The following is a 26,525-nucleotide window of genomic DNA, read 5'->3' as shown; positions in this document are numbered from 1 at the left end:
TAGAGTACCAATCTCTCAACCGTCGCCAAGCCCTCGCTTACAGCCGTTCTTTGGCGCTTTGCCGAACGGGAGACGATTCGTCCTTTGGACAGTGTGGCCCCACGCCAACTCCGATCACTATACCCCCCTCACCCACCGCAAGGCCCCGAGAGCATCACGTTCCGGGGCCTTTTCAACTCCCTCAAACCAACGATTACAACAATTCAGGAGCAAGAATGAGCACTCGCCTAGCCGAGGCAATCAAGAATGAGGCCGCCCTCCTAGGGGTCAGCCCCCAAGACCTCGCCACTGTCATGTCCTATGAGACCGGTGGCACCTTTGACGAATGGAAGGCAGGACCCACCACCCAGTGGGGCCAGCACTTCGGCCTCATCCAGTGGGGCCAGCCCCAGCGCGAGAAGTACGGCGTCTACAAGGGAATGCCCGTGGAGGCCCAGGTGGCAGCCGCAGGTAAGTACCTCAAGGATGCTGGTGTTCGCCCAGGCATGGGCCTCATGGACATCTACTCCGCCATCAACGCCGGTTCAGTCGGTCGCGAGAGCGCCTCGGACGCCAACAACGGCGGCGCTCCAGGCACCGTAGCCGACAAGGTGAACAACCAGATGGAAGGACACAAGGCGAAAGCTGCGGCCCTTCTCGGTGGCACCTACGAGGCCCCCCAGACGAACCCTTACGAGGGCGTAGAGGAAACCAACGCCCCCATCAACTACGACATTCACCAGGACACGTCGGCACCTCAGGTGCTTACGGTGGCCGAGAGGGAGGCTCTACGGGTCAAGCCCTACGATAGCTTTTTGGACGAACTCACGGCAGCGGCACAAACTGACTGGTATACCGCTTGGGCCGTGCGAAAGTTCTCCGAGGGGGCTATTGATCCCGACTATGAAGGACTTTCTTCCGAGGACTGGAAAACGATCACCGAGACCATCCCGGAGAACTATCACGACGGCCTTCTCACAGCCGGATCGCAAGCGGCTTTTGAGAGCCGTCTCCGACACGTTCACGAGGACATAGAGCGGCAACAGCGCCTTGCTGAGGGAGGATGGTCGGGCATCGGCGCACGCCTCATAGCGGGAATGGCAGACCCGGTGTCTTTGCCCATCAACGCCCTTACAGGCGGTTTCACAGGGGCATTATTAAAAACAGCCGGCGGAAGCCTCCTTACCCGTGTAGCTGGGTCGGCGCTAGTGGGCGGCACGACCAACGCGGCCATGGAAGTGGGCGCTCGTGAGATGTTCGGAGACCCCAACACCGACCCGCTCATGGCCTTTGGCGTGGGCGCACTCCTCGGCGGTGTCTCCGGTGCCCTCGCCCGTAACCCGGCCACCAAGCTGGAAGCCCAGGTCCTCGCTCAGGCAGGACAGGACGCCATCAGGACGGCCCGTGGGTTCATCCCAGGAGGCCAAGGGGCAGGCGGAGCGGCCCGTAACACGGACCTGAAAGACGCCCTTGTCCCCGGCGAATGGGGCCTGGACGACGCTGACGTTCCCACAGCCATAGGCGGCGGCCTCCGCTTCGACGTGGCTGGTCAGATGACCACCGCTCCGGACCCCCTCACCCGCCTCGTAGGGCAGACCTTCTTCGAGGAAACGGCTGGCTTCAAGGGCCATGAAGTGGTCCCCGATAGCGTCACTGTCCGCGCCTCCGCGCTGGAGAAGAAGCTCCTCGGGAATTTCAACCAGGTCTTCCAGACAGCAATGGCCGAACACGTCAAGGAGCGGGGCCTCTTCCGGCTCAACCTGACGGCCCGCGCAAAGGCTGCCGACGAGTTCCGCACAGCGGTCTGGAAAGCGGCCCAGGACGAGCATCTCTCCCCGGACACCCCACAGTCCGTCCAGCGAGCTGCCGGTGCCCTGAGGGCCTATTACGGCTCCTACGCCAAGGAGATTAGCAAGAGCGGCCTAGCCGACCTTAACCCTGACCCGAACTACGTCCCGATGTACTCGGACCACGCCCGTATCGCGGAGCTGGACAACACGGTGGAGGCTCGCCACATGGAAGCCTTCATCAAGGAGGCGATCCTCAAGCACACGGCCGAGCTGGACGACGGCCTCGCCAACCGCATGGCTAAGGGCTACTGGGCCAACATCCGTAAGGCTGGCTTCGGGATCGAGGATGGCATCAACGGAGCCCTCGGGCGCGGTGATAAGGACGCCTTCAAGAGAGCGTTCACGGAAGCCCTGGACGATGCCAACGTCATCTCCGACGACGAGATGGATAAGGTGTTCGACGTGCTCTCCGGACTGGTCGATCAGGCCAAGAAGGAAGACGGCTCCAAGGGCATCTCCCGCCTCAAGCGTCGGACGCTCATGGATTATGGCTTCGGGGCCTCCGTCCCTACCCGCACGGGTGGGCGTATGGACCTGACCATCCACGACCTGTTCATCCAGGACGCCGAGTTCACTGCCCGCCGCTATGGCCGGCACCTCTCGGGTCGTGTCGCCTTCGCCAACACCCAGATCAGGAACCCCGAGACCGGGGCCCTTCTGATGGACGGTATCAAGACCGAAGGCGACCTGGAGAAGCTCAAGAACCACGTTCGGGAGAGCTGGAGACAGCAGCCCGGAGGTTATGCCAAGAACAAGGCGGCCATGCAGAACGCCATCGACAACATCGACTTCGGCTGGGCCCGTATCAACGGCACCCCGGTCTTTGGTCAGGAGAAGGCGTACAACCAGTGGGTCCGCAGGCTCAAGGTTCTCCAGTTCATCCGGCTCATGTCCAACATGGGCCTGAACCAGATACAGGAGAGCTGGAAGATTGCGTCCATGACAGGCTTCCGTGCGGCTGCCCAACAGCTCCCCGCAATGCGCCGCATGGTTACCGAAGCGGGCCAATCAGTCGCCCGTAAGGACAACCTTCTGGCAGAGCTGGAGGCCATCACAGGGACCGGTCTGGACGACCTCTGGGGCCGCTACGACTTCCGTTTCGATGACGACAGGATTGGAGCGACTGCGTCCTCCAGGTTCGCTAACGGGGTCGATACAGTCCTCGACTACGGGCAGAAGCTCACCGCTGATGTCTCCCTGATGAGAGCCATTCACACCTACCAGCAACGCTGGGCGGTGAAGGCGATCGCTCAGCAGCTCTACGGGATCGCTAAGAAGACCCGGACGGCTGAGGGAGCCTTCGACCTGGACAAGCTCTCCGGCAGGAACAAGGAGCGCCTAGCATCCATTGGCCTCGGCCCAAAGGAGGTCCAGAGCCTCTTCTCCAACATGCTCGATCACTCGACCGTGGAGGGTAGGAAGCTGGTGGCCCTCGGGTCGAACAAGTGGGACCCTTCGATCCTCACCAAGTTCACCTACACCATGAACCGGTACACCAACCGGCTGGTGCAGCAGAACGACGTGGGTGGTTTGTCCAAGTGGATGAGCGTCCCTGTGTTCGGGCTATTCACCCAGTTCCGCAACTTCGTGCTGGGAGCCTGGGCCAAGTCCACGCTCTACAACTTCCACCACATGGACCCCCGTATGGCGGTCTTTCTGTTGGGCGAATTGGCGGCTGGTGTGGCGACTTACGTGGTCCGCTCGGCACCTGTACAGCTCGCCAGTGAAGAGGGTACGGACAAGTTTTGGGAAGAGACCATGGACCCCGCGAACCTCCTCAAGAACGGCGCGGCCCGAACGGCCACCTCTTCGATCATCCCCATGGTGATTGACAGTGGCCTGATGTTCACGCCGCTCGGTCCCCAGTTCGGGTCCGCTCGTGCCTCTGGGTCCCCTACAGACGCCGTGCTCGGGTCGCCTACGGGCGGGTGGATGGCAGAGGCGGCCAGGGGATCAAAGGCCCTGATAGAAAGCGTGGCGGAGGATCGCGAGCTGGCTCAATCTGAGCTGAAGACGATAAACAGGGCATTTGTGCCTATGGGGAATTTCATCCCTCTGGCCTCTCTGTTTGCGCACCTCATCCAGGACCGACCGGCTACGCCTCCGCGTGGTGGAACGTCTTTGCCTTGGTAGCGTGAAGGGCCGCGCGAATGCGGCCCTCCCTCGCCGTTGACATTTTCACACCATTCAAAGGGCAGCTAAAGAACTTAAAATTGAATCAAACGCTCACCACAGCCTTGGATAAATTTCTCTAACCGTTCTTTGGCAAGGACGAAGTCATAGCTTTCGTACTTCCGCCGGTGTGGGGCGGATAGGCCAGGAACCATTGAGCCAATCTCATCAAACAAGCCAATTAGCTGATTGATCTCTCGGATAGAAACATTGAGGTTATTTCTTTCGCTTAGAGCCCCGTCCTCGCGGAAAGTGTCGTAGCTCATAACTGCGCTATGCAGGCAATTTGCAAACGAGCGTACCCACTCCACGTCTGAACCCAGGACAGAGCGGCGTACAAAAAGAGGCGCAAGGTCAGTCGTCTCAGCTCTACTGAATTCGAGGGGCCCAGACCAAACATACACCACCAAAGTAGATGGAAGTGTATTTTCTACCCAAATGATAAGAGCTTTTGTGGCCTCATCAAATTCTTCGTCAGCCTGCTCCCGCTTCCGTTCAGCCTCTTGTGCCTGGAGGATCGCAGACTGAATGCCTAAAAACTCAGCCTGCTTCCGCGCTTCGTCGGTTTGAGCCTCTAGTGCCGCTCTTGTGCTGGCAAGCTCTTCGAGCTGGGCGCGTAGTTCGGACCGTTGCATGAACACCGCAGCCGCAAGCCATATAAACGCCACGGGCGCGAATGCTCCCGCTAGGAAGTCGCCAACCTCGTTCGCCCCCTTACAACTGAGAAATTGGGCCCGAATATCCCACCAGGGAGCCACAACCCCCGAACATTTTTCAGCGCCAATAAGGAGCCAGATAAAGAAAGCCAGCCACAAAACTGAAATGGCAAACGTGATCTGAATGATGAAATTGCGCCGCACCGAAATGTTGCACCCTCCCCCTTATCGCCCGAACACATGGATAGGCTTAGCCGACTGAGTTGAGAAGCGATTTGTTCGAGACCCTTCACAGCAACCGTTGGACTTTATCCATTTCAGCAGCAAGGCCGGGAAGCATGGCATCGCTACGGCCATACCGGTCCCGTGAGGTCCCTGACGCGCGGCCAGTGATGTACGACCGGGCGGTGTCCGACATACCCGCAGCGGTGCAAAGGTCTTCGAAGAGGTGCCGCCATCCGTGGCTTGGTGGCACCCCTCGGGTGATCTTCACGGTCAATATCAGCCACCTGGAAATGGCCTGAGAAGGCGAGGAGGTGAAGAGCCTCCCTCCCTTCTTTTTTGCCTCCACGAATGCCAGAAGCCCCTCTTCCACCAAGGCAGGATGAACGGGCACCCGGCGTTCGCTGGAAAGGTTCTTCAAATCGCGCCCCTCATAGGGCCTGATATGAAAGAACCAGCGCCCACCAGTCTCGAAGAAATCTTCCTTCCGGAGCCCTGCCACTTCCTCAATCCTAGCCCCGGAGTAGGCGCACAGCCACGGCAGCCACCGCAGGCTGTCGCTCCGGGCCTCTCGCGCGGACAGCAAGACGCGCTTCGCCTCTTCGAGCGTGTAAGCTCGCTCCCCACTTGTCGCGGCGCGGACGGTCGGTCCCCTCACCCGTGAGGCCGGATTGACTGAGGGATGAAAAGCGCTGTCGTGCTCCCTGCCCCACTCCAGCACCGTTTGGACGCTTGAAAGGTAATCCCCGACCGTCTTGTTTTTGAGTTTCCCGCCGGTTTGTAGCGCTTCGACCCAAACGCGGACCTCCTGGGGCGTTATGGTGGCCGCGTCTTTGTTGTCGCGGTGGGCTTCGAATGCGTCGGTGTGGCGGCGGAACTTGCTTATGGACTTGCTGTTGACGGTTCGGCCTTCTGTGCCGAGTGAACGTCTCCGCACCTCTTCGTCAATAATGGACTTGAAGGCGGTTTTTCCCGTGGCCGTTTGCGGGACCTCAGTGGGGACGAATTTCGGGTAGCGCTGAGTTTCGCCCGTGTCGGAATAGTCGCCGGATGCCTTCGCCATGTTGATCCGGGCAGCATCCGACAATGGCTCGGCTACCACGCCAACCAATGCCTTCCGCGACTTCTCGTCCACATGAAGGCCCTTTCCGGCTAAGTAGGCGCTCACTAGGCCGCCAAAGCGCTTCTCCATCGCGGCAAGCTTCACCGCTGGCGTGGGGATCGCGAGGGACGATGTTCCAGCCCCTGCCTCGGCATTGGCCTTCATGACCTGTAGCCACGTTTCCGGCGTTCCGGGCTCGTCGTCAAAGGCCTCGATGAAGACGGCCCGCATTTCTCCCGCCAGGGCATACACCTGCTTCATGGTGAGCGGCTGGGGACCCTTCCGAAGCCCGTCCCAGTAGGTTTGGACGATTGCATCAACTTCGCGGAAGCGCTCTTTGGCCTCTCGGAGGTCTCGCGTTGAGAGAGAAACTTTGACCTGGACCCCGATTTTCACAGGCCGGTGCCGCCCATCCACGGGCAGCATGATCGACTTCCCCTTGGCCCGCTCGACCAAATCGGTGGGAACTCGAACGCGGTATTGGAAGATTCCGGTGTCCGGATTGCGTGTCGGAGACGGCATAGAAATACCCACTGTGTATCGCTCCTGTGTACCACTGGAGGCGTCCGATACGGTAGGGAAATCAGATAGTTGTTTCCTATCAAGCGGATAGGATGGTGCTGCGAGAGAGGATTGAACTCTCGACCTCTCCCTTACCAAGGGAGTGCTCTACCACTGAGCTACCGCAGCTGTCGAATGCGGCGCTTCTGCCACATCAATCCGGCAAGCGCAAGTTATGTGTGAAACTTGTTTGCAGTGTTTTTGCACGGACACGGCGCGGCCATAATGATAGGTATTTTCGCCTCTCGCGATGATCGAACAGGGGACACGTTCGGGCAATCTTCATGAATTCGAACAAAACTACGCAAGTTTCGCCGACGAAAGACGACCGCAAGGCACGTCTTGCCCAGGAACTGCGCGCCAATCTGCAGAAGCGCAAGGCGCAGGCGCGGTCGCGCCGGACCGGCGAGGAAGATGCACGACCCGAGGGAATCGCCGCTGCGCAGACGCATGACGAGGAAACTAGCTGATTCATGAGCGGGCTTTCGGCGAGACGACCGAAATCCTATTTCTTGAACGGCATTTCACGATGGTCTAGACGGACCGCAAGGATAAACGGACAAAACCGGGAAACATCCCGGAGAAATGATTCTCATGGATCGCATAAGAATAGTCGGCGGCAACCATCTGGAAGGCCGCATCCCGATTTCCGGCGCCAAGAACGCCGCCCTGCCGCTGATGATCGCGTCGCTTTTGACCGACGACACGCTGACGCTGGAAAATGTGCCGCACCTGGCCGATGTCGAGCAGCTCATCCGCATTCTCGGCAATCACGGCGTCGACTATTCGGTCAATGGCCGCCGCGAGAGCCAACACGAAGGCTACTCGCGCACCATCAATTTCACCGCGCGCAACATCGTCGACACCACCGCTCCCTATGAGCTGGTTTCCAAGATGCGCGCCAGCTTCTGGGTTATCGGGCCACTGCTCGCCCGCATGGGCGAGGCCAAGGTTTCGCTGCCAGGCGGTTGCGCCATCGGCACGCGCCCGGTCGACCTGTTCATCGACGGCCTGCAGGCGCTGGGCGCCGATATCGATGTCGACAGCGGCTACATACTCTCCAAGGCCAAGAACCGGCTGCGGGGCAATCGCTACGTCTTCCCGAAGGTTTCGGTCGGCGCGACGCATGTGCTGATGATGGCGGCAACGCTGGCGCGCGGCGAAACGGTGCTGGAAAACGCCGCCCGTGAGCCGGAAGTCGTCAACCTTGCCGAATGCCTGATCGCCATGGGCGCCAAGATCGACGGTGCCGGCACCTCGACCATAACCATCGAAGGCGTCGATGCGCTGTCCGGTGCGCGTCACCGCGTTATCCCCGACCGCATCGAGACCGGCACCTATGCCATGGCTGTTGCGATGGCCGGCGGCGATGTGCTGCTGGAAGGCGCGCGCGCCGACCTGCTGCAAGGTGCGCTTGACGTGCTCGCGCAGACCGGCACCGAAATCATTCCGGTCAATTCCGGCATTCGCGTTCGCCGCAACGGCAGCGGCATCTCACCTGTCGACGTGACGACCGAGCCTTTCCCCGGCTTCCCGACCGATCTCCAGGCCCAGTTCATGGGCCTGATGACCATGGCCAAGGGCAAATCCCGCATCACCGAGACGATCTTCGAGAACCGCTTCATGCATGTGCAGGAATTGGCCCGTCTCGGCGCTCACATCACGCTTGCCGGCCAGACTGCCATCGTGGAGGGCGTCTCGAAGCTCAAGGGCGCGCCGGTGATGGCAACGGATCTGCGTGCTTCGGTATCGCTGGTCATCGCCGGGCTGGCTGCCGAAGGCGAAACCGTGGTCAACCGCGTCTATCACCTCGATCGCGGTTTCGAGCGGCTGGAAGAGAAGCTTTCCGGCTGCGGCGCGACCATCGAACGCCTGTCTTCGTAGGAACTGCTCCGCGCCGGCTGGCGTTTCGGTTGCGTGCTTTGCCAAGACCGCATAACACAAAGCCAGAAACCTTCGCACAGGCGCCGGCGCGTACATGGACCAGCTTAAACTCGTCGCACTCGACGAACAGGATTTGAAGATCGTCTCGGCGCATGTCCAGGACGCCGTCATGAAGGTCGGCGACCTGGATTTTTCCGCGGCGTCCAAGCGCTTCATCATGAGCGTCAACCGCTTCGCCTGGGAAACCAGGGAGGGCTTCTTCCGCCCGCGCTATCAGCGCCGCAAGAGCGTGCTCGATTTCAACCGCGTGCTCGGCGTCAGGGCAACCGGCATCGACCGCGAAAAGCCCGAGGACGTGCTCTCTCTCCTGGCGATACAATTTCACGAAAGAGACGCACCGGCCGGCGCCATCGAACTGATTTTCGCCGGCGGCGGCGCAATCGCGCTGCAGGTCGAGTGCATCGAAGCGCGCCTGGCCGACCTGGGCGCTGCCTGGGAAGCAAGTTCCCGCCCCATACACAAAGCATGACGAGTTCTCATAAAAAATGGCAATTACGCTCAACACATCCGATGCCGATTTCGAGACGCGCTTTGCAGCGTTTCTGACGACCAAGCGCGAAGCTTCGCCGGATGTGGATGCAGTGGTGCGGACCATCATTGCCGATGTGCGCGCACGCGGCGACGCTGTGCTCAAGGAATTGACGCTGAAGTTCGATCGCGCCGATCTGGACAAGCTCGGCATCGCCGTGTCGAAGGAAGATATCGCGCAAGCCTATCGCGATGCCGACCCAGCGACCGTCGAAGCGCTGAAATTCGCCCGCGACCGCATCCGCTCGCACCATCAGCGCCAGCGGCCGCAGGACGACCGCTATGTCGATCCGATCGGCGTCGAACTCGGCTCGCGCTGGACCGCAGTCGAGGCCGTCGGCCTCTACGTGCCGGGCGGCACGGCGAGCTATCCAAGCTCGGTACTGATGAATGCGGTTCCAGCCGTGGTGGCTGGCGTCGAGCGCATCGTCATGGTGGTGCCGGCCTCGGGCGGCAGCATCAATCCGCTGGTTTTGGTGGCCGCCGATATTGCCGGCATCAGTGAAATCTACCGCGTCGGCGGCGCGCAGGCCGTGGCAGCCCTTGCCTATGGCACCGAAACGATCGCGCCAGTGGCCAAGATCGTCGGGCCGGGCAATGCCTATGTCGCGGCGGCCAAGCGGCAGGTGTTCGGCACCGTCGGCATCGACATGATCGCCGGCCCATCGGAAGTGCTGGTGATAGCCGACGCCGACAATGATCCCGACTGGATCGCCGCCGACCTTCTGGCGCAGGCCGAGCACGACGCATCGGCGCAGTCGATCCTGATCACCGACGACGCCGGATTCGGCAAGGCGGTCGAGGAAGCGGTCGAACGCCAGCTCAAATCGCTATCACGGGCGGAGACTGCAGCGGCAAGCTGGCGCGATTTCGGCGCGGTGATCCTGGTGAAGGATATCGACCAGGCGATCCCGCTCGCCAACCGTATCGCTGCCGAGCATCTCGAACTCGCCGTTGCCGATCCTGAGGCACTGCTGCCGAAAATCCGCAATGCCGGCGCGATCTTCATCGGAAGCCATACGCCCGAAGTCATCGGCGACTATGTCGGCGGCTCGAACCATGTGCTGCCGACGGCGCGATCCGCACGGTTTTCCTCCGGGCTTTCGGTGCTGGATTTCATGAAGCGCACCTCGCTGCTGAAGCTCGGGCCGGACCAGTTGCGTGCGCTGGCGCCAGCAGCGATCGCGCTCGCCACGGCCGAGGGGCTCGACGCGCATGGCCGCTCCGTCGGCATCAGATTGAACCTGCAAGAGTGAGGGATGGACGACGTCACCCGCCAACGCTCCAGATTGATCGACGTCGCGCTTGACGAATCGATCGGCCGTTCGACGCCCGACATCGAGCACGAACGGGCGGTGGCGATTTTCGACCTTATCGAGGAAAACAGTTTTCAGCCGGCCAATGACGAGGGCAACGGACCCTACAAGCTGAAACTCTCGATGATCGATTCCCGGCTGGTCTTTGCCATCACGCATGAAGACGACAGCCCGGTGATGACTCATATCCTGTCGCTGACGCCGTTCCGGCGCATCGTCAAAGACTATTTCATGGTCTGCGAGAGCTATTACGAGGCCATCCGCACCTCAAGCCCGAACCAGATCGAGGCGATCGACATGGGTCGCAGGGGCCTTCACAACGAAGGCTCGCAGACGCTGATGGACCGGCTGGCCGGCAAGATCGACATCGATTTCGACACGGCGCGCCGCGTCTTCACGCTCGTCTGCGTCCTGCACTGGCGGGGTTAGTCCTGGTCGAGCCGAACGCCCCTCCCCGATCCATTCTGTTCATGTGCGGCATGAATGCCGTGCGCTCTCCGATGGCCGAGCTTCTGGCCCGCAAGGTGCTGCCGGCAACCACCTTCGTCGCCTCGGCGGGCGTGCGCACAGGCGAGCGCGACCCTTTCGTCGACGCCGTGCTTGCCGAGGACGGCCTGTCGCTCAACGACCGCCAGCCACGCTCGCTGGACGAGCTGGAGGACGACTATTTCGACCTAATCGTGACGCTGGCGCCGGAGGCGCACCACGCAGCACTGGAACTGACGCGCTCCATGGCCGTCGAGGTCGAATACTGGCCGACAGCCGACCCGACAACGGCGACCGGCACGCGCGAGCAGATCATGGCTGCCTACCGCGATGTGCGCGAGCGGCTGAAGGCCAGAATCGCCCAGCGTTTCCTTCCTTGAAGGCCGCTGGGCCTACGTCGATTAAGCGTGTTCACAAAGAGCATATAATCATATAGGTTCCGCCGAAATTCCGGCCGGCGTGCCGAAATACAATCCAGACCAAAGGTAAAGAATGCCGAAGGAAGAAGTCCTCGAGTTTCCGGGCACGGTAACAGAACTGCTGCCGAACGCGATGTTTCGCGTCAAGCTCGAAAACGAACACGAAATCATTGCCCACACGGCCGGCCGCATGCGCAAGAACCGCATCCGCGTGCTGACGGGCGACAAGGTCCTCGTCGAAATGACGCCATATGACCTGACCAAGGGCCGCATCACCTACCGTTTCAAGTAAGCGGTTCGCGAGTCGCGTTTTCCAACCGACGGGAATTAGATGAGCGCTTTCCAGAAGCTTGTGCTTGCCTCGGCTTCGCCGCGCCGGATCGAGCTTCTGCAGCAGGCGGGCCTCGAGCCCGACCGGCTGCTGCCGGCCGATGTCGACGAGACACCGCTGCGCGCCGAGCATCCACGCTCGCTGGCCAAGCGCCTGTCCAAGGCCAAGGCCGAGAAGGCGCTCGAATCGCTGAAGACCGAGCCTGACTTTGCCGGGGCCTTCATTCTGGCCGCCGATACTGTTGTCGCTGTTGGGCGGCGGATCCTGCCCAAGGCGGAACTGCTTGACGAGGCCTCGAACTGCCTCAAGCTTCTTTCCGGCCGCTCGCACCGCGTCTATTCCGGCGTCTGCCTGATCACGCCGGACGGCAAGCTGCGCCAGCGGCTGGTGGAAACACGCGTGCGCTTCAAGCGGCTCGCACGCGAGGAACTGGAAAGCTATCTCGCTTCGGGCGAATGGCGCGGCAAGGCCGGCGGCTATGCCGTGCAGGGGCTGGCCGGCACCTTCGTCGTCAAGCTCGTCGGCTCCTACACCAATGTCGTCGGCCTGCCGCTCTACGAGACGGTCGGCCTTTTGACGGCAGAAGGCTTCAAGGTGCATTTCAACTGGCTGTCGGGGGCGCGGGCATGAGTGCTGACGCGCCTGGCAACGTCACGCCGCTGCGGCCGAAGCGGCCCTGCCCCGAATGCGGCAAGCCGTCCGCGCGCGAAACCTACCCGTTCTGCTCGACGCGCTGCAAGAATGTCGACCTCAACCGCTGGCTTTCGGGTAGCTATGCCATTCCCGTTCGCGACGACGAGGAAGAGCAAGGCGACGAGCCGGCGAATTAGAGCAATTCCAGGAAAAGTGTGAAACGGTTTTCCGTCCGGAATTTCGTGAAAACAAATACTTAGAGCGGTTCGACGATTCTATCAAAAACTGAACCTCTCCAGGGTTGACCGTGATCTTTTCCGAAAACCGGTACCCAGTTTTCGGGATCACGGCCTGACGCCGGCTGAGCTTTTTTCAAGCTTGCGTTCTTTCTTGTCGCAATCGGCTTTCAAGCGCTGGACAGGCGGAAATCTCATGCTATAACCCACCCGCTTTCCCGGGTTGCCAAGCCCTTGCAAAGTGGGGAACCGGCTCAAACCGGGTTCCACAACAGGCCCAGATAGCTCAGCTGGTAGAGCAGCGGATTGAAAATCCGCGTGTCCGTGGTTCGAATCCGCGTCTGGGCACCATTTTTCTCAAGCGATTTCAGGCTTGATGATCACACCTCCACCATTTTGAGAACTATGCAGACTTGATTATATGCCTGTAACTTTCTGCAAGATGTGCGGAGGGGAACATGGGAATACTCAAGGACCCGCAGTATTGGGGCAGAGTTATCAACCGCATTGAAGAAAGAAGGGCATTGACGCGGGGTGACGTGATGCCGCGTGAAGATGCAGTTGCGGTGATGCAAGAAGCCTGCCGGGCTTTCTCCGATCTGGTTGAAGACCCTGATTTTGAAGCGGACCTGCGCGAGTGTGTCGAGGTCGGGCGTCGCGCAACTCAAGGGATGCCGCGCGAAGGTGAAGAATTCGAACGCTTTGTCCAGCGCTTTCGTGACGTTGAGGGGGAGGTTCTACGGCAATCCGGAGTCAACGAAGGTGCCACCATTCATGTAGCGGATGAACTCTCCGGCCTCCTTGGCGTGATCGACGATTTCGATTTCGACAGAGTCGAAGGCAAAATCCGGCTCATCCGGGATGTATGCTGCCGATACGCAAAGGATCCGGAGTTCGCGCAAAATCCGCAACCAGAACTGGCCGAAGACGCTCTTGAGGCACTTAAGGGAATTGCGATTGTAGGCGTCGATATCGGCATCATGACCCAGACCGGCGAGGTCGGCGACACGTTTATCGGAATGTCAGTCGGGGTCGGACTTAACAAGTGCCGGGCGCTTCTGCGTCGGATGTGGTGATCGGCAGCGATCGAAAGATTTCAAGGAAAACTGCCTGCAAACGGCTGATGCCAGCCCGAAATACAGAGCTGGCATCAGTTTGTCTCAACTAGACCGCGAAAACCTCGCAATCTTCGGTGTTTGCTGACCGATTAGCGGCAGCGCGCCGTGTAGATGCGGCCGTGACGGTCGCGATACTGGCAGTAGCCGTTGCGCAGATTGCGCACCAGAAGGCCGCCGAGTGCACCGGCACCGGCGCCAATCAACGCGCCCCTGCCGCCGCCTGCAATACCACCGATGATGGCACCGGCACCCGCACCTATACCGACATCCCGTTCGGTTGAGGTACAGCCGCTCAGTGCAACGACAGCGGCCAGTGCAATGATCATTTTACGCATGGATCGAATTCCTCACTTGGTGATCACGAGTGATCAGGCAGCCCATTAGCATAAGAAATGGGACAACGCGTCAAGGGCCTCGAAAGTTGGATAAAATATTGTTGCCAGGTGTAACCGCTAGTGGGAAATCACGACGCTCGCAGCCGATGGTTCGAGAACTACGATCTACCGACAGGAAAATATAGGCGGAATTTCATGCCGCGCTGCCTGCGAACAACCGTAGATAACGTGACATCGCCGCTTGCGGCTTTGCGGATCAAGAGTCTATTATCTACTTGAAAAATCGCTGACTTCCGCAGTCAGGTATTGTTCAGCACCTTTATTTTCATAGCGGCAGATAAAGCCATCTGCGTAGTTTTCAGGACGCATGAAGCAGCACACCGCCAATGGCCGATAAAACCCAATTCGGACTGACTGCAGTCGACACCGTTCCCCTGCACGAGAAGGTCTATCTGGAACTCGTGCGGGCGCTGATGTCCGGCCAGTTCGCACCCGGCCAGAAGCTGACGTCGCGCAAGGTCGCCAAGGAGCTCGGCACCAGCGACATGCCGGTGCGCAGTGCCTTCATGCGCCTGCAGGCGCTGCGGGCGCTGAGCCCGATGCCGAACGGCAGCATGGAAGTGCCGATGATTTCCGCCGACCGGTTCTCGGAACTGACCGCCGTGCGGATGATCCTGGAAGGCTCGGCAACCGAACTTGCCGCGCAGCGAATCAACGGAAACAACCTGCGCACGGTCCGCCGCCATTGCACCGAACTCACCGAGGCGGCGCGCAAGGGCGACATCGACGACTATCTGCGGAAGAACTACAATTTCAAGTTCTCCATCTACCGCCATTGCGGCAACGAGCAAATGATCTTCCTGATCGAAACCGTATGGATGCAGGTAGGTCCGTTTCTGCGGAACCTGACGACAGGGTTCGAGAACAATCTCGCCGCCATTCTCGACATCGACTACCATGAAGAAGCAGTGGCTGCGATCGAGGAACATGATGGCGCGCGGGCGCGCGCTGCAATCACGCGCGACATAAACGACGGCGCGACGCATCTTCTGAAACACGTCAAATTCCCCGACGCACGCAGCTGAAGGCAACGGGAAAACCGTTCTCGTCAGATATCCAGCTCGACGGCGCCGACCGGGTTGGTGGAGCAGGCCAGGATGTAGCCTGACTGTTTTTCTTCGTCGGAAAGTGCCGCACGTTCGGGATCGGCGGCGTTAGGCGCGATGCGCCATTCGCCCGAAACGACTTTGCAGCGGCAGGTGCCGCAGATGCCCGCCTCGCAATCGGCAGGCAGTTCGACGCCAGCCTTGCGGGCGAGTTCGAGCACTGTGACGGCCCCTTCGCCTTCCACCGACTTGCCGCTTTTCAGGAAAGATACCGTGTAGGTGCCTATCTCGGCTTCCGGTGCAGCCGAGCGATCCGGGCCGAAGGTTTCCTCCAGAAACGGGTGTTTCGGTGTGGGCTGCCAGTCCTCATAGATCTGCCGGGCCTTGCTGCGAAAGCCGTCGGGGCCGCAGCAGAAGACGAGGCGTTCGGCAAGATCGGGACAGGCGGCGCGCAGCACGCCTTCATCGAGCCGTCCGCTCAAGACATTGGGCCGGCTATCTTCTCCGAAGCGGGTGGACGCAAGCATTTCCTGCGCGGCGTCGACGCCGGTGAGATTCCAGGACAGCCGCAGCCGCCCACCCATCTGCCGGCGCAGCAGCGCCAGTTCGTGCAGGAAGGAAACGTCTTCCGCATTGCGCGCACTGTGGTGGAAATGGATATCGAGCGGCAGGTTGGCATCGGCGATGAAGCGCAGCATCGACATCATCGGCGTGATGCCGCTGCCGGCCGACAGCAGCAGCAGGCGCTCGACGGAACCGGCGGTGGCGAGATGGAAGCGGCCATTGGGGCCGAGCGAGCGGAGCGTGTCCCCCGGCTTCAGCGTGTCATGCAGCCAGTTCGAAATGCGACCGCCTTCGACCCGCTTGACCGTCACCGAAACATGGTGCGGACGCGACGGCGAGGACGAGATCGTATAGTTGCGCCGCACCGTCTGCCCGTCGATGTCGAGCAGCAGCGTGATGAACTGGCCGGGCTTGTAGTCGATGGCCTCGCCCGGTTCCAGCTGGAAACGGAAGGTGCGGAAATCATGCGTTTCGTCGATAACGGCAACGCAGCGAAGCAGCCTTTCGCGCCCACGGGCATTCGAGGCGCCACCGGTCGCGCCGGTAGTCAAAGGCAGCCGCGTGACGGGCACCGCAGAACCCGGCAGGATGGTGATCGGGACTTTGCGCGCAAGCACTTCGACAGGGTCGCCGACTGTCAATCTTCCCATCGTCCGCGGAATCAGGAACTGGCCGAAATAGGCCTTACCGTCCTCGCCGCGCCGCTGCTTGCCCAGCAGGGCAAGGGGCTCGTGATCCGGCCGGCCCTCACCCGTGCGCGGGTCTAGCGTGATCATGACGCAGCGGTCGCAAGCGCCCGCCACCTCGAACTCGATCTCGCCGATGCGCACTGTCGCCCAGCTGTCTTCCGCATAGGCATCCGGCCCGCTGACGACCAGATTGGGCCGGAAACGCTGCATTTCAGCCTCGGTTTCGAGGAAGCGGTTCATGTTGGCAAGCGATGCCGCATTGGTCAGAAGCAGCGGCGCGGTATCGGCAAAGCTGACGGTGCCGCCGCCGCCCAACCCGAGGGGGCGACGTGTCTGGCCGCCCTTCACCACAAGGCGGCATGGCCTGCCGAGAAAATCCTGCAGCCATTGCGAAGCGGCATCGCCTGCGTCGAGCGCAATCACGCTGTCACCCCAGATCGTCACCGTATCGGTTCGGTGCAGCGTGTCGCGCGCAAAGGCCAGCACCGGCATGCCGGGCGCAGTCAGCACCACCTCGTCACCATCCAGATGCGTGCGCACCTGCATCAGCTTCGAAGTCTTGCGGGCGGTGATGCAGTTTCCCTCTTCGTCCACGACCATCATGCGCCGGTCGCCGACGAGCCCTTCCGGCTCAAGCCGCGCGGTTTCGACCGAAAGGCCGGCCCCGGACTTCAGCGGATAGATATGCAGGCTTTCGACACGAAAAGGCACAGCGGTCATTTCGATACGCTATGCCGCAAGCATCTGTTTCATGGCACGGCATACTTCCAGGAAGGCCGTATCGGAGCGCTTCGAAATGCCGGAATGCTGCATGAAATTGTGAATGAGTTCGTCGAAGCAGCGGTATTTCACATCATTGCCGGCAGCTTTCAATTGTTCAGCGAATGCGCGGCCCTGATCGCGCAGGATGTCGTTTTCGGCGCAGTAGAACAGGATCGGCGGCAGCCCGCCCAAATCTGCGGCCAGCACGGGAGAAACCCGGGGATCGGACGCCAGAGCGTGATCCGGCAGATAGGCCCTGGCGAAATACTCGGTCTCGGCGAATTCCAGATAATGGCCAGTGGCGAAAGCCTCGTCCGACGCCGATTTCGGCGCAAGGCCGAGATATGGCCGCGCATCGACCAGCGGGTAGAGCAGGCACGCACCCTTGAACGGCCCGCGATCCTTCAACATGGCGGCGATCGACAGGTTGGCGCCAGCGCTGTCGCCCATCAGCGCGAAACGGCTTGGGTCGCCGCCGATCGACGCGGCGTTGCCGGCAATCCAGTTCACCGCGAGCAGCGTGTCTTCAAGAGCCGAGGGAAACGGGTGCTCCGGCGCGAGTCGATATTCCAGAAAGGCGACCACCGCGCCGCATTCGAGCGCAATGCGGGCCGATTGCGGCGCATAGGTGTCGGCGTCGCCAAGCACGAAGCCGCCGCCATGCAGATAGAGGATCACCGGCGCGGGGCTGGCAAGGCCGGCAGGCGTGTATATGCGAAGGGACGCATCGGCATGGCCGCCCGGCAGCCGCATCGTGGTTTCGGACACGTCACCTTCGGGCGCACGGCTCATTTCGCGGTATTGCGCGCGATAGTCGCGGCGCGCGCTTTGCAGCGTGACCTTTTGCTGCGACGAAGCCTGCTCGGCCGCGAGCCGGTCGAGCATCGCCTTGATTTCCGGATCGAGCGCCATGCAACACCTCTTGTTTAGGACGCCGCCGCCCGGCGAACCGGGCGGCGCGTCGATATCACTTCAGGAGATCGGTCCAGATCCGGGTGTAGAGCGCCTGCACATCCGGCGCGCAGGCGAGGTTGAAATTGCCGTGCGCGGCAAATTCGGCCGGGATATTGACCTCGGGCGCATCCTTCATGTCTTCAGGCAGGAAGGCTTCCGAACCCTTGATGCCGTTGGCGTAGCGGGCAAAGCTCGAAAGCATCGCGGCATTCTCCGGGTCCATCACGAAGTTCATGAACAGCTTGGCGTTTTCGGTGTTCTTGGCGTCCTTGATGATCATCAGATTGTCCATCCAGATCGGATAGCCTTCCTTCGGATAACCATAGACGATCTTGTCGTTCTTCAGCCGCGAGCGGAAGGAGGCGCCGTTCCAGTTTACACCGGCCGAAATATCACCCTTGATGTATTTCTCGATGTTGCCGAAATCCATCGACAGCCATTTCGGCTTGGCTGCCACCAGCATGTCACGCACCTTCTTCAGCACTTCCTTGTCGCCGGTGCAGGGCTCGCCTCCGACATAGGCGATGGCCAGATACATGACATCGGACATCTCGGGCACGACATTGACCTTGCCGACGAGTTCGGCGGGCGGGTCCATGAAGATCGCCGAGGTGTTCGGATCGCCAGAATAGACCGAGTTGTTAACAGTAACGCCGGTCGTGCCCCACTGCCACGGCACCGAGTAATGGCGGCCCGGATCGAACGGCACGTCGACCCAGCGGGGATCGACATTTTTGAAATTCTCCATCTGATCAGGACGGCTTTCGAGAACCAGGCCCTCGTCGATCCACACTTTCACCACCGAGGCGGAAGGGACAACCATGTCGAAGCCGTGGCCGCCCTGGCGGATCTTGGCGAGCGCGGTGTCGTTGGAATCGTAATCGGTTACGGTGACCTTGACCTTGTAGGCGTCCTCGAACTTCTTGATCATCTCCGGGCTGGTGTAGTTGCCCCAGTTGTAGATGTTCAGCTCGCCCTCGGCGCGGGCGAGGCCCGTCGTCGCCAGCCAAGCGAGGCCTACAGCCGTCGCCGTCGTCTTCCAGTTCATGTCATGCTCCCAGTTTGATTGCCCGATTGCGACCGCGCTTAGCCGCCGCTCAACCCCGGGCGGACGGCTTTTGCCTGAAACGCTGTTTTCCGGCAGCGTTCGCGCCAACCCTCCAACGCCGGCCGAACCGCACTATATTGCGATCTCATCGCTATACAATAGTGCGATCTGCGATCGCATTATTTTTCAACCGCCTCGACGCGATGAATGGCAGGAAACGACGCCTGAGAGCCGCCACCGACATGCCGGCTACGGCCAATTCGGCTCCGCAACAAATCAAGGATTTCAGCACGAAACGCCGAAGGAAGCTGCCGGCGTGTGCCGGCGACCTGCTTTATTTGCCGTGGCTTTTCGAAGCCAGCTTCGCTTTCGTCAGCACGCCGGCTTCCGGTGCGAGCGGCTTCCATTCCAGGGCAGCCGGAACGTAACGAAGGTCATCTTCCCATTGCTGGGAAAGAACACTGCCCTCGATGCCGGTCGGATTCTCATACTGGCCGGCATCCTCGTCGGCGGTGTCCGTCAATGGCCAGGTCGCGGTTGCCTTGCCTGCAACCATGATGCCGCCCATCCGCGCCGGTGCGAATTCGCACTCGTTCGGATCGACACACTCGTCCACGAGCGCCGCCAGCATCGAAACTGACGGTGCAACGAAGAGACCCACAACTTGTTTGTCCGCTGCGATGCGGACGAAATAAGCGTTCAACGAATTCCCCCGGAACGAACGTTCTGTTCCACATTAAGCCGAATACCATCTGTCGTGGCGCTGAGGCAGATGTAGTTGATCACCACTTCGTTACCTAGAGCAGCATCCGGTAACGGAAATGGGAGCAGCCTCTTTTTTGATCTCAACCATGGTCACTTGGAGCAACATAACTTTGGCTTTCTCGGCCAGCCGCGAAACATAAAAAGCCCGCCATTCCCTTGGGAACGGCGGGCCAATTTCGTTGCCTGAACCACCCTTCTACCGGGCGGGGCGGTATTCCGTCGGAGGACGATGGATGATCATGGTAAAGCTTGTCTTAAACCGGCACCGAAGCGAATTCAGGCAAGTCATCATCCTGTTGATCGTTATCCTTATCTTCACTTTTTCTTCAGTCCACCCGTATGGGTGGTGCAATCGAAAGGAAAAAGAGCCATAGTGATGGATGACGATGGCAGTGAGTGCCGGTTGTCAAATCGCTCAGATGTACGTGGGCCCGGTGACGGGCAGTTCATCCGGCCTGGGCTCTGGAACGTATTTCGTACAGAGCAGAGGTGTGCCGTGAACAGTTACGAGAGCCAGTATTCAGGACGATACAAGCATTGGACGCCCGAGGACATCGCCCAGTTGCGGCGCATGGCCAGAAGCCAGGCAAGCGTTACCGCAATCGCAAGGCGGTTCAACCGCTCCGTTGGGGCAGTACGCACGCGGGCATATGCAGAGGGCATAAGCCTGGCGCAGGGCAACAAGACGCCCCCGATTGCAAGGGCGACCTTCAAACCGGTCAGCAGACCTGAAAGCAGCCCGCTCGAAGCCGTCTAGTATGCTTTCGGCCTACCGATGCGCCAAGGTCGCAAGCCGGTCGGCTTTGTCTATTTCGGTTCGCCTGTGGCCGGGTCGATCTTTATTTCGACCTTGGCCTTGTCGGTCGTATAGTAGGTGATCTCGTAATAGCCTTCCTCGTCCCAGTCGATCTCCCCGACATAGCGGAACTGGTCCCTCTGTTCGATCTTGGCGATGATCTCCGACAGCTTCTTTCCGTTGTCGGGCGGCGTGGCGGGCGCGGCTGTCTGAGCCAGGACCGGAGCGCTCATCAGGCCTCCTGCGAGCAATGCGGCAAGGAACAATTTGCGAGACATGATCTCTCCCTTTCTGGCTGATCGCGGAGGAAACGATAAAACGCGCGTTCCGTTCCCACGCTCCTGCTGATGCCTTGATTTAGGCTCGATCCTATGGTGCAGGAGTAACCATGAGGAAAATCTGTCTCCTGACACTCGCCGTTGTCGTTCTCGCTTCACCGGCCATGGCGCTCGACGGCGCCCTCAAGGCCGGCCTGCTGAAGCTCGATCCCGAAACGCGACTCGAGCAGCGTTGCGATGCCGAGGCGCTCGACCGCATCGGCAAAGACGGCTCTCACTACAAGCCCGATCGCGTGGTTGCCTACGCAATGGCGACGCCGACCATGCTGACCGACGCCATCGAAAGCCCGGGGGCTGCGTTTCGCAGCAAGGGCGAATGGTACAAGCTGGCCTATGTCTGCAAGACCGCCCCGGATCACATGAAGGTGCTGTCGTTCGAATACCAGATCGGCGACGCAATCGCCGAGGCTGATTGGCAGAAGTACAATCTCTGGCAATAGCGCCCGCATCGCATCTCTATCGATCACGCAATACGGCGCAAAAAGCCCGCCATTCCCTTGGGAGCGGCGGGCCGTGGATCAGGTCAAACCTGAATCCGGGGATTAGTTGCAGGGCGCCTCGTAGGTACGCGCATTGCCATAGCGGTCGTAGAGCGGCCGGCCGCGGCGGTCATACTGCTGATAGACGCAGCGGCCGGGCGTTGTCGCCGCACCGAGTGCTGCACCTGCCACGCCGCCGATAAGTGCGCCGGCAACCGTGCTTCCGGTGTTGCCGCCGATAGCCTGGCCGGCAAGTGCGCCGACGCCGGCACCGATCGCGCCGCCGCCGAGTGCGCGTTGTTCCGGCGTATTGCACCCCGCCAGCGTCAACACTGTTACCGTCAAAACCGCTGCCAAAGACAAGCGTTTAATCATCGAACCTCTCCTGTTGCCGATGAGCCCTTCAGCGGCACAATTATCATAGGAATTTCAGAGCGTCACGGTGCCCACCAAAATGAGTCGGCGGCGCGGAATGCCCAATTAGAGGTATTGTCGATAGTGACAAAACCGCTGCGATATTGATCAACCGGGTTGGCGATTATACAAGAAAGTGTCGTATCGATTGGCCGGGAGCGCCGCTAGTCTACCAATTTGGTCATCTGGCAGACGTGCCGGAATAGGTGGTTGGGGTAGATTGTGGTTCAATTCGTCGGCACGAAAAACATCGCGGATCTGGTCGCTTCGGTCGGGCTGGAGACGCTTCTCCTGAAGCTGGTGAAATATCTGGAACAGGACTTTTCGCGCTGGGAGGATTTCGACAAGACACCCCGCATCGCAGCCCACGCTCCCAATGGCGTGATCGAGCTGATGCCGGCCAGCGACCACGATCTCTACGCCTTCAAATTCGTCAACGGCCACCCGGAAAACCCGCTGCACGGGCTTCAGACGGTGACCGCATTCGGCGTGCTCGCCAACATGCACACCGGCTATCCCGAGTTCCTGTCCGAGATGACGATTTCGACGGCGCTGCGCACGGCGGCAACGTCGGCCATGGCGGCCAAGTACCTAGCGCGCAAGGACGCGCGCACCATGGCTATGATCGGCCTTGGCGCACAGTCCGAATTCCAGGCAACGGCGTTCAAGACCGTCCTTGGCATCCGCCATCTCCAGGTCTTCGACATCGACCCGGAAGCTGGAGCGAAGTTCTCGCGCAATCTGGAAAATTCCGGTTTCGTCATCACCCATGCGCCGAGTGCGGAAGAAGCCGTTCTCGGTGCAGACATCATCACCACGGCCACAGCGGACAAGAAACTGGCGACCATCCTGTCCGACAACATGGTCGGCGCGGGCGTGCACCTTAACGCGGTCGGCGGCGATTGCCCCGGCAAGACCGAGCTGCACCGCGACATCCTGCTGAAGTCCGACATATTCGTCGAGTTCCCGCCTCAGACCCGCATCGAGGGTGAAATCCAGCAGCTCGACAAGAACTATCCCGTCACCGAGCTTTGGCAGGTCATTACCGGGCAAAAGACCGGGCGATCCTCGGACAAGCAGATCACGCTTTTCGATTCCGTCGGTTTCGCCATCGAGGATTTTTCGACGCTGCGGTTCCTGCGCGATCTGGTGCAGGGCACCGAGTTCTATAGCGAGATCGACCTGATCGCCGAGCCGAAGGATCCGCGCGATCTGTTCGGCCTGCTGATGAAGGGTGCAGCACCCGCACGGGAAAGGCTGGCCGAAACAGCCTGACCATACGGTCGACACTTGACGCGGTTTTGCCGCATGGCGATGTTCTATGCCTGACAGGCGGCATATGCCGTCAGTCCCGTCATAAGCATTTCACAGGGCTGTATGCTCGATCTCCTGTCGCCGGACACGCTTCATCATCTGATCCACACCTACGGGCTGTGGGCGCTTTTCGCGGTCGTGATGTTCGAGAGCACGGGCGTGCCGATGCCCGGTGAAACGGCGCTTGTCTCGGCTGCTCTCTATGCCGGCGCAACCCATCGCATAGAGCTTCTGCACGTTGTGAGCGTTGCTGCAGCCGCCGCCATCGTCGGCGACAATATCGGCTACCTCATCGGCCGCTCCGTCGGTCTGAAGCTGCTCACCAGGCATGGCGGCCATATCGGGCTGGACGAAGGCCGGCTCAAGGTCGGCCAGTATCTGTTCCTGAAGCATGGCGGAAAGATCGTGTTCTTCGGCCGCTTCGTCGCTTTCCTGCGCGCCTTCGCCGCTGTTCTGGCCGGCGCAAACCGCATGGCCTGGCCGCATTTCCTGATCATGAATGCGGCCGGCGGCATCTGCTGGGCGCTGCTTTTCGGCGGCGGCGCCTATTTCTTCGGCGAACGCATCAAGGCCGTCGCCGGTCCTGTCAGCCTCCTGCTCCTGCTTGTCGTCGCCGTCGGGCTAATCATCGGCATCCGGTTCTTCCGTCATCACGAGAAGGAACTGGAAGCACGCGCCAGGGCCGCCTTGCCGGATTAAAACCCTTGTTTTGCGCAATTCCGGACGGAAAACCGCTACACACTTTTCCTGGAATTGCGTTACGCCGGCTCCGCCACCTTGGGCTTGGGCCGGCGCTTTGGTTTGCGCGAGCCCGAGCCGATGAACTTGCCGATACCGCCGGAAATCAGCGCGTTCACGTCGAGCAGCACCTGTGGAATGTTGAGCCCGCCGGGGCAGGCCAGATATTGCGGCGTCCAGACCGGTGAGAACTTCTGCTTGAAAGAGCGCAGGCCCTCGAAATTGTAGAAGTCGTCGCCGTGGCGGAACAGGAACGTTCCCATGCGGTTCCAGCGCGAGGCCAGAGCATGATCGGAAAGCCCAGACAGGGGTGCCGCGCCGAGATTGAACCAGCGATATCCTTCCGACTGCGCATAGAGCAGGATACGCACGAACAGCGCGTCCATGAGGATCTTCGAGACGCCAGGACGGTAGCGCATAAGGTCGACGGACATTTCGTTCATGCCGCCGCTGCGCCAGATATTGGCGAAGGCAACGATGTGGCCCTCGTGACGCATCACCGCGCAGTCGAAATGCGAGAGATAGTCCGGGTCGAAGTAGCCCAGCGAAAAGCTCTTCTCGCCGCCGCTCTTCTCGGCAAGCCAGATGTCTGAGACCTGCCGCAGTTCGTCCATGATGGCCGGCACGTCCGCCCTTGGTACGATTTCGAAGACCAGCCCCTCCTTGGCGGCGCGGCGGTCGGCGTAGCGGAAATCCTGGTTCTTGCCGCCTTCCAGCGTGAAACGGGTGAGATCGACCCGCGCCACCTCGCCGAGTTTCAGAAGCGCATAGCCCATGTCGAGATAGAGCGGCAAATTGTCGGGGTGAACACCGTAGAACACGGCGCGGCCTGCCTCACGATCGGCCATGTCGCGGAGTTGCCAGACCAGATCCTCGGCCTGTTCGGGGTCGCCCACCGGATCGCCCATGGCAACCAGCGAACGCCCTGCCCGCGCATACATCAGGAACGCCTTTCGGTCCGGCGACCACAGGAACTCCTTGTCGCCGAGCAGGGCGATGTTGGTCTGTGTATCGTGCGAGGTGGCGATCACGGCTTCGATCGCTTCCGGTTCCTTCTGCGTCAACCGCCGGGAGCGGACGGGAGGCCGATTTATAGCCACGGCAACGCCGAGCGCCACCATGGCAACCACGAGACCCACCGTCGCGCGCAGGAAGCGCGGCGCCTCGCCTTCCCATGCGAACTCCCAGAACAGTTCGTTGGAGTACTCGACGTGGCTGTAGGAGAAGAAGCCGAGCCATGTGGTGGCGACAAGGGTCAGCACCACCAGCGCCAACCAGTGCCAGGAGATGCGGCCGAAGCGCTGCGGCGAGCGGCGGTAGAATGCCTGCCGCGACAGCAGCAGGAACAGCGCCGAGAAGGCCAGCGTCGTCGCCTCCTCCCAATCGAGGCCCTTGATCAGTGAAAACACGACGCCGGCAAGCAGCACCGCCACCGCCGCCGCCCAGGCCGAGAACAGCCGGCGCTGCAGGCCATGTGCGATCACCAGCAGCGCAAGGCCGGTGAGGCTGCCGAGGAAGTGCGACGATTCCACCACCGTCAGCGGCAGCCATCCTTCCAGCATATCGAGCCGGTCCGGCACGCCGGGGGTGGCGCCGGAAAAGAGCAGCACCACGCCCGAGATGAAGACGACTGCTGCTGCCACCGGCGGCACGATCGCCTTTATCGCCTTGGCCGAACCGACGAAACGGGCGGCAAGCTTGCCGCGGATGATGCCGGCCTCGATTGCCGCAAGCACCACCACCGCGATGAAGAACGGCAGGAAATAATAGATAAGCCGGTAGGCAAGCAGCGAGGCCAAAATGTCCGCCCTGCCCTGCAGGCCAAGACCGGCGATAAGCGTCGCCTCGAACACGCCGATGCCGCCGGGAACGTGGCTGATCGAACCGAGGATGACAGCGCTCATATACACCGTCAGGAAGAGCGCCGGTCCCGACTGTGCATCGGCCGGCAGAAGCACGTAAAGCACGGCGGCAGACGCCATGAGATCGATGATGCCGACAAGCAGTTGCACCAGCACCATGCTTCGGCGCGGCAGGGGAAAGCGCCATTCGAAGAACCTGATCTCGCGCCCCTGCGGACCGGCAATGAAATAGAGCGCGACCAATGCACCCAGCAACGCCAGTCCGACAAGGCGATCGGCCGCCGGATAGAGCATCTTCATGACCGGCACGCCGTCGGGGTCGATCACCAGCGCCAGGCCGACAAGTGCCGTGAAAGCCAGCCATAGGCCCATCCAGGTCAGCAGCACGACCTGGCTGATCTCGCCCGCATCGAGCCCGCTGCGCGAATAGGTGCGGAAGCGGACCGCGCCACCGGTGAAGAGATGGAAACCGAGGAAATTCGAGAAGGCGTAACCGCTCATGCCGGAAAGGGCGGCGCTGTGCCATGGCACCTTGCCGGGCGCTACGATGCGGCAGGCGACGATGTCGTAGGTGGCGAGCGCGCAATAGCTGATGGCGGTTGCCAGAAGCGCCACCGCTATGCTGGTTCCCGGCATGGCGCTTATGGCCGCCTTGATGTCGTCGAGGCGCAGCCCGGCGGTCATCTGATGGAAAAGCCACAATGCGCCGACCGTCACCGCCACGGCGGCAGCGGAACCGAAATACGCACTCAGCCGCCAGCGCGGGCTGCGTTCTTCAATGACGCGCTGGTCCATCAGCTAACGCTGG

The 26,525-nt window shown here is 60.8% G+C and carries 26 protein-coding genes and 2 tRNA genes; 17 read left to right on the top strand and 11 right to left on the bottom strand.

Annotation, left to right across the window (positions count from 1 at the left end):
- Positions 1 to 215: 215 nt before the first annotated feature.
- On the top strand, positions 216 to 3,962 hold the full coding sequence (locus tag G6N74_RS04250) for a hypothetical protein (RefSeq protein WP_165114753.1): 3,747 nt from the start codon (positions 216 to 218) through the stop codon (positions 3,960 to 3,962).
- Positions 3,963 to 4,036: 74 nt separating this feature from the next.
- Here G6N74_RS04250 and G6N74_RS04245 read toward each other — a convergent pair whose 3' ends face one another.
- The 3 genes from G6N74_RS04245 to G6N74_RS04235 all read right to left on the bottom strand — a co-directional run bounded on the left by G6N74_RS04245 (position 4,037) and on the right by G6N74_RS04235 (position 6,671).
- Positions 4,037 to 4,861, bottom strand: a complete 825-nt coding sequence (locus tag G6N74_RS04245; protein WP_165114751.1) for a hypothetical protein — start codon at positions 4,859 to 4,861, stop codon at positions 4,037 to 4,039.
- An 85-nt stretch (positions 4,862 to 4,946) separates the two neighbouring features.
- On the bottom strand, positions 4,947 to 6,503 hold the full coding sequence (locus G6N74_RS04240) for a DUF6538 domain-containing protein (RefSeq protein ID WP_312857840.1): 1,557 nt from the start codon (positions 6,501 to 6,503) through the stop codon (positions 4,947 to 4,949).
- A gap of 93 nt (positions 6,504 to 6,596) precedes the next feature.
- Positions 6,597 to 6,671: transfer RNA gene (locus G6N74_RS04235), tRNA-Thr, on the bottom strand.
- Between the two features lie 155 nt (positions 6,672 to 6,826).
- On the opposite strand from G6N74_RS04235, the gene G6N74_RS04230 reads away from it, so the two are divergent.
- The 11 genes from G6N74_RS04230 to G6N74_RS04180 all read left to right on the top strand — a co-directional run bounded on the left by G6N74_RS04230 (position 6,827) and on the right by G6N74_RS04180 (position 13,511).
- Positions 6,827 to 7,012, top strand: a complete 186-nt coding sequence (locus G6N74_RS04230; RefSeq protein ID WP_165114747.1) for a hypothetical protein — start codon at positions 6,827 to 6,829, stop codon at positions 7,010 to 7,012.
- 124 nt (positions 7,013 to 7,136) lie between these two features.
- A complete protein-coding gene (murA, locus tag G6N74_RS04225; RefSeq protein ID WP_165114745.1) occupies positions 7,137 to 8,426 on the top strand; it encodes a UDP-N-acetylglucosamine 1-carboxyvinyltransferase in 1,290 nt (429 codons plus the stop codon).
- A 94-nt stretch (positions 8,427 to 8,520) separates the two neighbouring features.
- Complete coding sequence (locus tag G6N74_RS04220; RefSeq protein ID WP_165114743.1) at positions 8,521 to 8,955, top strand: DUF2948 family protein; 435 nt, start codon at positions 8,521 to 8,523, stop codon at positions 8,953 to 8,955.
- 16 nt (positions 8,956 to 8,971) lie between these two features.
- On the top strand, positions 8,972 to 10,270 hold the full coding sequence (gene hisD / locus G6N74_RS04215; protein WP_165114741.1) for a histidinol dehydrogenase: 1,299 nt from the start codon (positions 8,972 to 8,974) through the stop codon (positions 10,268 to 10,270).
- Between the two features lie 3 nt (positions 10,271 to 10,273).
- The gene (locus G6N74_RS04210; protein ID WP_165114739.1) at positions 10,274 to 10,759 is read left to right on the top strand and encodes a UPF0262 family protein; all 486 of its coding nucleotides are present in this window, start codon (positions 10,274 to 10,276) and stop codon (positions 10,757 to 10,759) included.
- 41 nt (positions 10,760 to 10,800) lie between these two features.
- The gene (locus tag G6N74_RS04205; protein WP_165114737.1) at positions 10,801 to 11,196 is read left to right on the top strand and encodes an arsenate-mycothiol transferase ArsC; all 396 of its coding nucleotides are present in this window, start codon (positions 10,801 to 10,803) and stop codon (positions 11,194 to 11,196) included.
- A 112-nt stretch (positions 11,197 to 11,308) separates the two neighbouring features.
- Complete coding sequence (gene infA / locus G6N74_RS04200) at positions 11,309 to 11,527, top strand: translation initiation factor IF-1 (protein ID WP_019172992.1); 219 nt, start codon at positions 11,309 to 11,311, stop codon at positions 11,525 to 11,527.
- Positions 11,528 to 11,566: 39 nt separating this feature from the next.
- On the top strand, positions 11,567 to 12,196 hold the full coding sequence (locus G6N74_RS04195; protein ID WP_165114736.1) for a Maf-like protein: 630 nt from the start codon (positions 11,567 to 11,569) through the stop codon (positions 12,194 to 12,196).
- Positions 12,193 to 12,396, top strand: a complete 204-nt coding sequence (gene yacG, locus G6N74_RS04190; RefSeq protein WP_165114735.1) for a DNA gyrase inhibitor YacG — start codon at positions 12,193 to 12,195, stop codon at positions 12,394 to 12,396. Before G6N74_RS04195 ends, yacG begins: the two co-directional genes overlap by 4 nt.
- A 314-nt stretch (positions 12,397 to 12,710) precedes the next feature.
- Positions 12,711 to 12,786 (top strand) — tRNA-Phe (locus G6N74_RS04185).
- A gap of 107 nt (positions 12,787 to 12,893) precedes the next feature.
- Positions 12,894 to 13,511, top strand: coding sequence for a hypothetical protein (locus G6N74_RS04180; RefSeq protein ID WP_165114733.1), 618 nt, complete (start codon positions 12,894 to 12,896; stop codon positions 13,509 to 13,511).
- Positions 13,512 to 13,642: 131 nt separating this feature from the next.
- Here G6N74_RS04180 and G6N74_RS04175 read toward each other — a convergent pair whose 3' ends face one another.
- A complete protein-coding gene (locus G6N74_RS04175) occupies positions 13,643 to 13,888 on the bottom strand; it encodes a YMGG-like glycine zipper-containing protein (RefSeq protein ID WP_091914192.1) in 246 nt (81 codons plus the stop codon).
- Positions 13,889 to 14,274: 386 nt separating this feature from the next.
- On the opposite strand from G6N74_RS04175, the gene G6N74_RS04170 reads away from it, so the two are divergent.
- Positions 14,275 to 14,973 (top strand): GntR family transcriptional regulator, encoded by a 699-nt coding sequence (locus G6N74_RS04170; RefSeq protein WP_165114731.1) that lies wholly within the window; start codon positions 14,275 to 14,277, stop codon positions 14,971 to 14,973.
- A gap of 23 nt (positions 14,974 to 14,996) precedes the next feature.
- On the opposite strand, the gene G6N74_RS04165 is transcribed toward G6N74_RS04170, so the two are convergent.
- The 4 genes from G6N74_RS04165 to G6N74_RS04150 all read right to left on the bottom strand — a co-directional run bounded on the left by G6N74_RS04165 (position 14,997) and on the right by G6N74_RS04150 (position 19,714).
- A complete protein-coding gene (locus G6N74_RS04165; RefSeq protein WP_165114729.1) occupies positions 14,997 to 16,967 on the bottom strand; it encodes an MOSC N-terminal beta barrel domain-containing protein in 1,971 nt (656 codons plus the stop codon).
- Positions 16,968 to 16,976: 9 nt separating this feature from the next.
- A complete protein-coding gene (locus tag G6N74_RS04160; protein WP_165114727.1) occupies positions 16,977 to 17,921 on the bottom strand; it encodes an alpha/beta hydrolase in 945 nt (314 codons plus the stop codon).
- A gap of 55 nt (positions 17,922 to 17,976) precedes the next feature.
- Entirely contained in the window at positions 17,977 to 19,011 is a 1,035-nt protein-coding gene (locus tag G6N74_RS04155) for an extracellular solute-binding protein (RefSeq protein ID WP_165114725.1), read from the bottom strand.
- Positions 19,012 to 19,345: 334 nt separating this feature from the next.
- Complete coding sequence (locus tag G6N74_RS04150) at positions 19,346 to 19,714, bottom strand: hypothetical protein (RefSeq protein ID WP_165114723.1); 369 nt, start codon at positions 19,712 to 19,714, stop codon at positions 19,346 to 19,348.
- A 558-nt stretch (positions 19,715 to 20,272) separates the two neighbouring features.
- On the opposite strand from G6N74_RS04150, the gene G6N74_RS04145 reads away from it, so the two are divergent.
- Positions 20,273 to 20,533, top strand: coding sequence for a helix-turn-helix domain-containing protein (locus G6N74_RS04145; protein ID WP_165114721.1), 261 nt, complete (start codon positions 20,273 to 20,275; stop codon positions 20,531 to 20,533).
- Positions 20,534 to 20,583: 50 nt separating this feature from the next.
- Here G6N74_RS04145 and G6N74_RS04140 read toward each other — a convergent pair whose 3' ends face one another.
- Positions 20,584 to 20,850 (bottom strand): PepSY domain-containing protein, encoded by a 267-nt coding sequence (locus tag G6N74_RS04140; RefSeq protein ID WP_165114719.1) that lies wholly within the window; start codon positions 20,848 to 20,850, stop codon positions 20,584 to 20,586.
- Positions 20,851 to 20,960: 110 nt separating this feature from the next.
- Here G6N74_RS04140 and G6N74_RS04135 point away from each other — a divergent pair, with 110 nt between their 5' ends.
- Positions 20,961 to 21,350 (top strand): DUF930 domain-containing protein, encoded by a 390-nt coding sequence (locus G6N74_RS04135; RefSeq protein WP_091914175.1) that lies wholly within the window; start codon positions 20,961 to 20,963, stop codon positions 21,348 to 21,350.
- A 102-nt stretch (positions 21,351 to 21,452) separates the two neighbouring features.
- On the opposite strand, the gene G6N74_RS04130 is transcribed toward G6N74_RS04135, so the two are convergent.
- Positions 21,453 to 21,764, bottom strand: a complete 312-nt coding sequence (locus G6N74_RS04130) for a YMGG-like glycine zipper-containing protein (protein ID WP_165114717.1) — start codon at positions 21,762 to 21,764, stop codon at positions 21,453 to 21,455.
- 261 nt (positions 21,765 to 22,025) lie between these two features.
- Between G6N74_RS04130 and ocd the strand changes: the two genes are divergently transcribed.
- Both ocd and G6N74_RS04120 read left to right on the top strand, forming a co-directional pair.
- Positions 22,026 to 23,078 carry an ornithine cyclodeaminase gene (gene ocd, locus G6N74_RS04125; protein ID WP_312857831.1) on the top strand — a complete coding sequence of 351 codons (1,053 nt, stop codon included), beginning with the start codon at positions 22,026 to 22,028 and terminating at the stop codon, positions 23,076 to 23,078.
- Positions 23,079 to 23,180: 102 nt separating this feature from the next.
- Complete coding sequence (locus tag G6N74_RS04120) at positions 23,181 to 23,816, top strand: DedA family protein (protein ID WP_165114715.1); 636 nt, start codon at positions 23,181 to 23,183, stop codon at positions 23,814 to 23,816.
- Between the two features lie 59 nt (positions 23,817 to 23,875).
- On the opposite strand, the gene mprF is transcribed toward G6N74_RS04120, so the two are convergent.
- Positions 23,876 to 26,512 carry a bifunctional lysylphosphatidylglycerol flippase/synthetase MprF gene (mprF, locus tag G6N74_RS04115; protein ID WP_165114713.1) on the bottom strand — a complete coding sequence of 879 codons (2,637 nt, stop codon included), beginning with the start codon at positions 26,510 to 26,512 and terminating at the stop codon, positions 23,876 to 23,878.
- Positions 26,513 to 26,525 lie beyond the last annotated feature (13 nt).

It is taken from the genome of Mesorhizobium zhangyense, from assembly GCF_011045115.1.
Classification (GTDB): domain Bacteria; phylum Pseudomonadota; class Alphaproteobacteria; order Rhizobiales; family Rhizobiaceae; genus Mesorhizobium_M; species Mesorhizobium_M zhangyense.
This window is presented reverse-complemented; position numbering and strand designations above follow the sequence as displayed.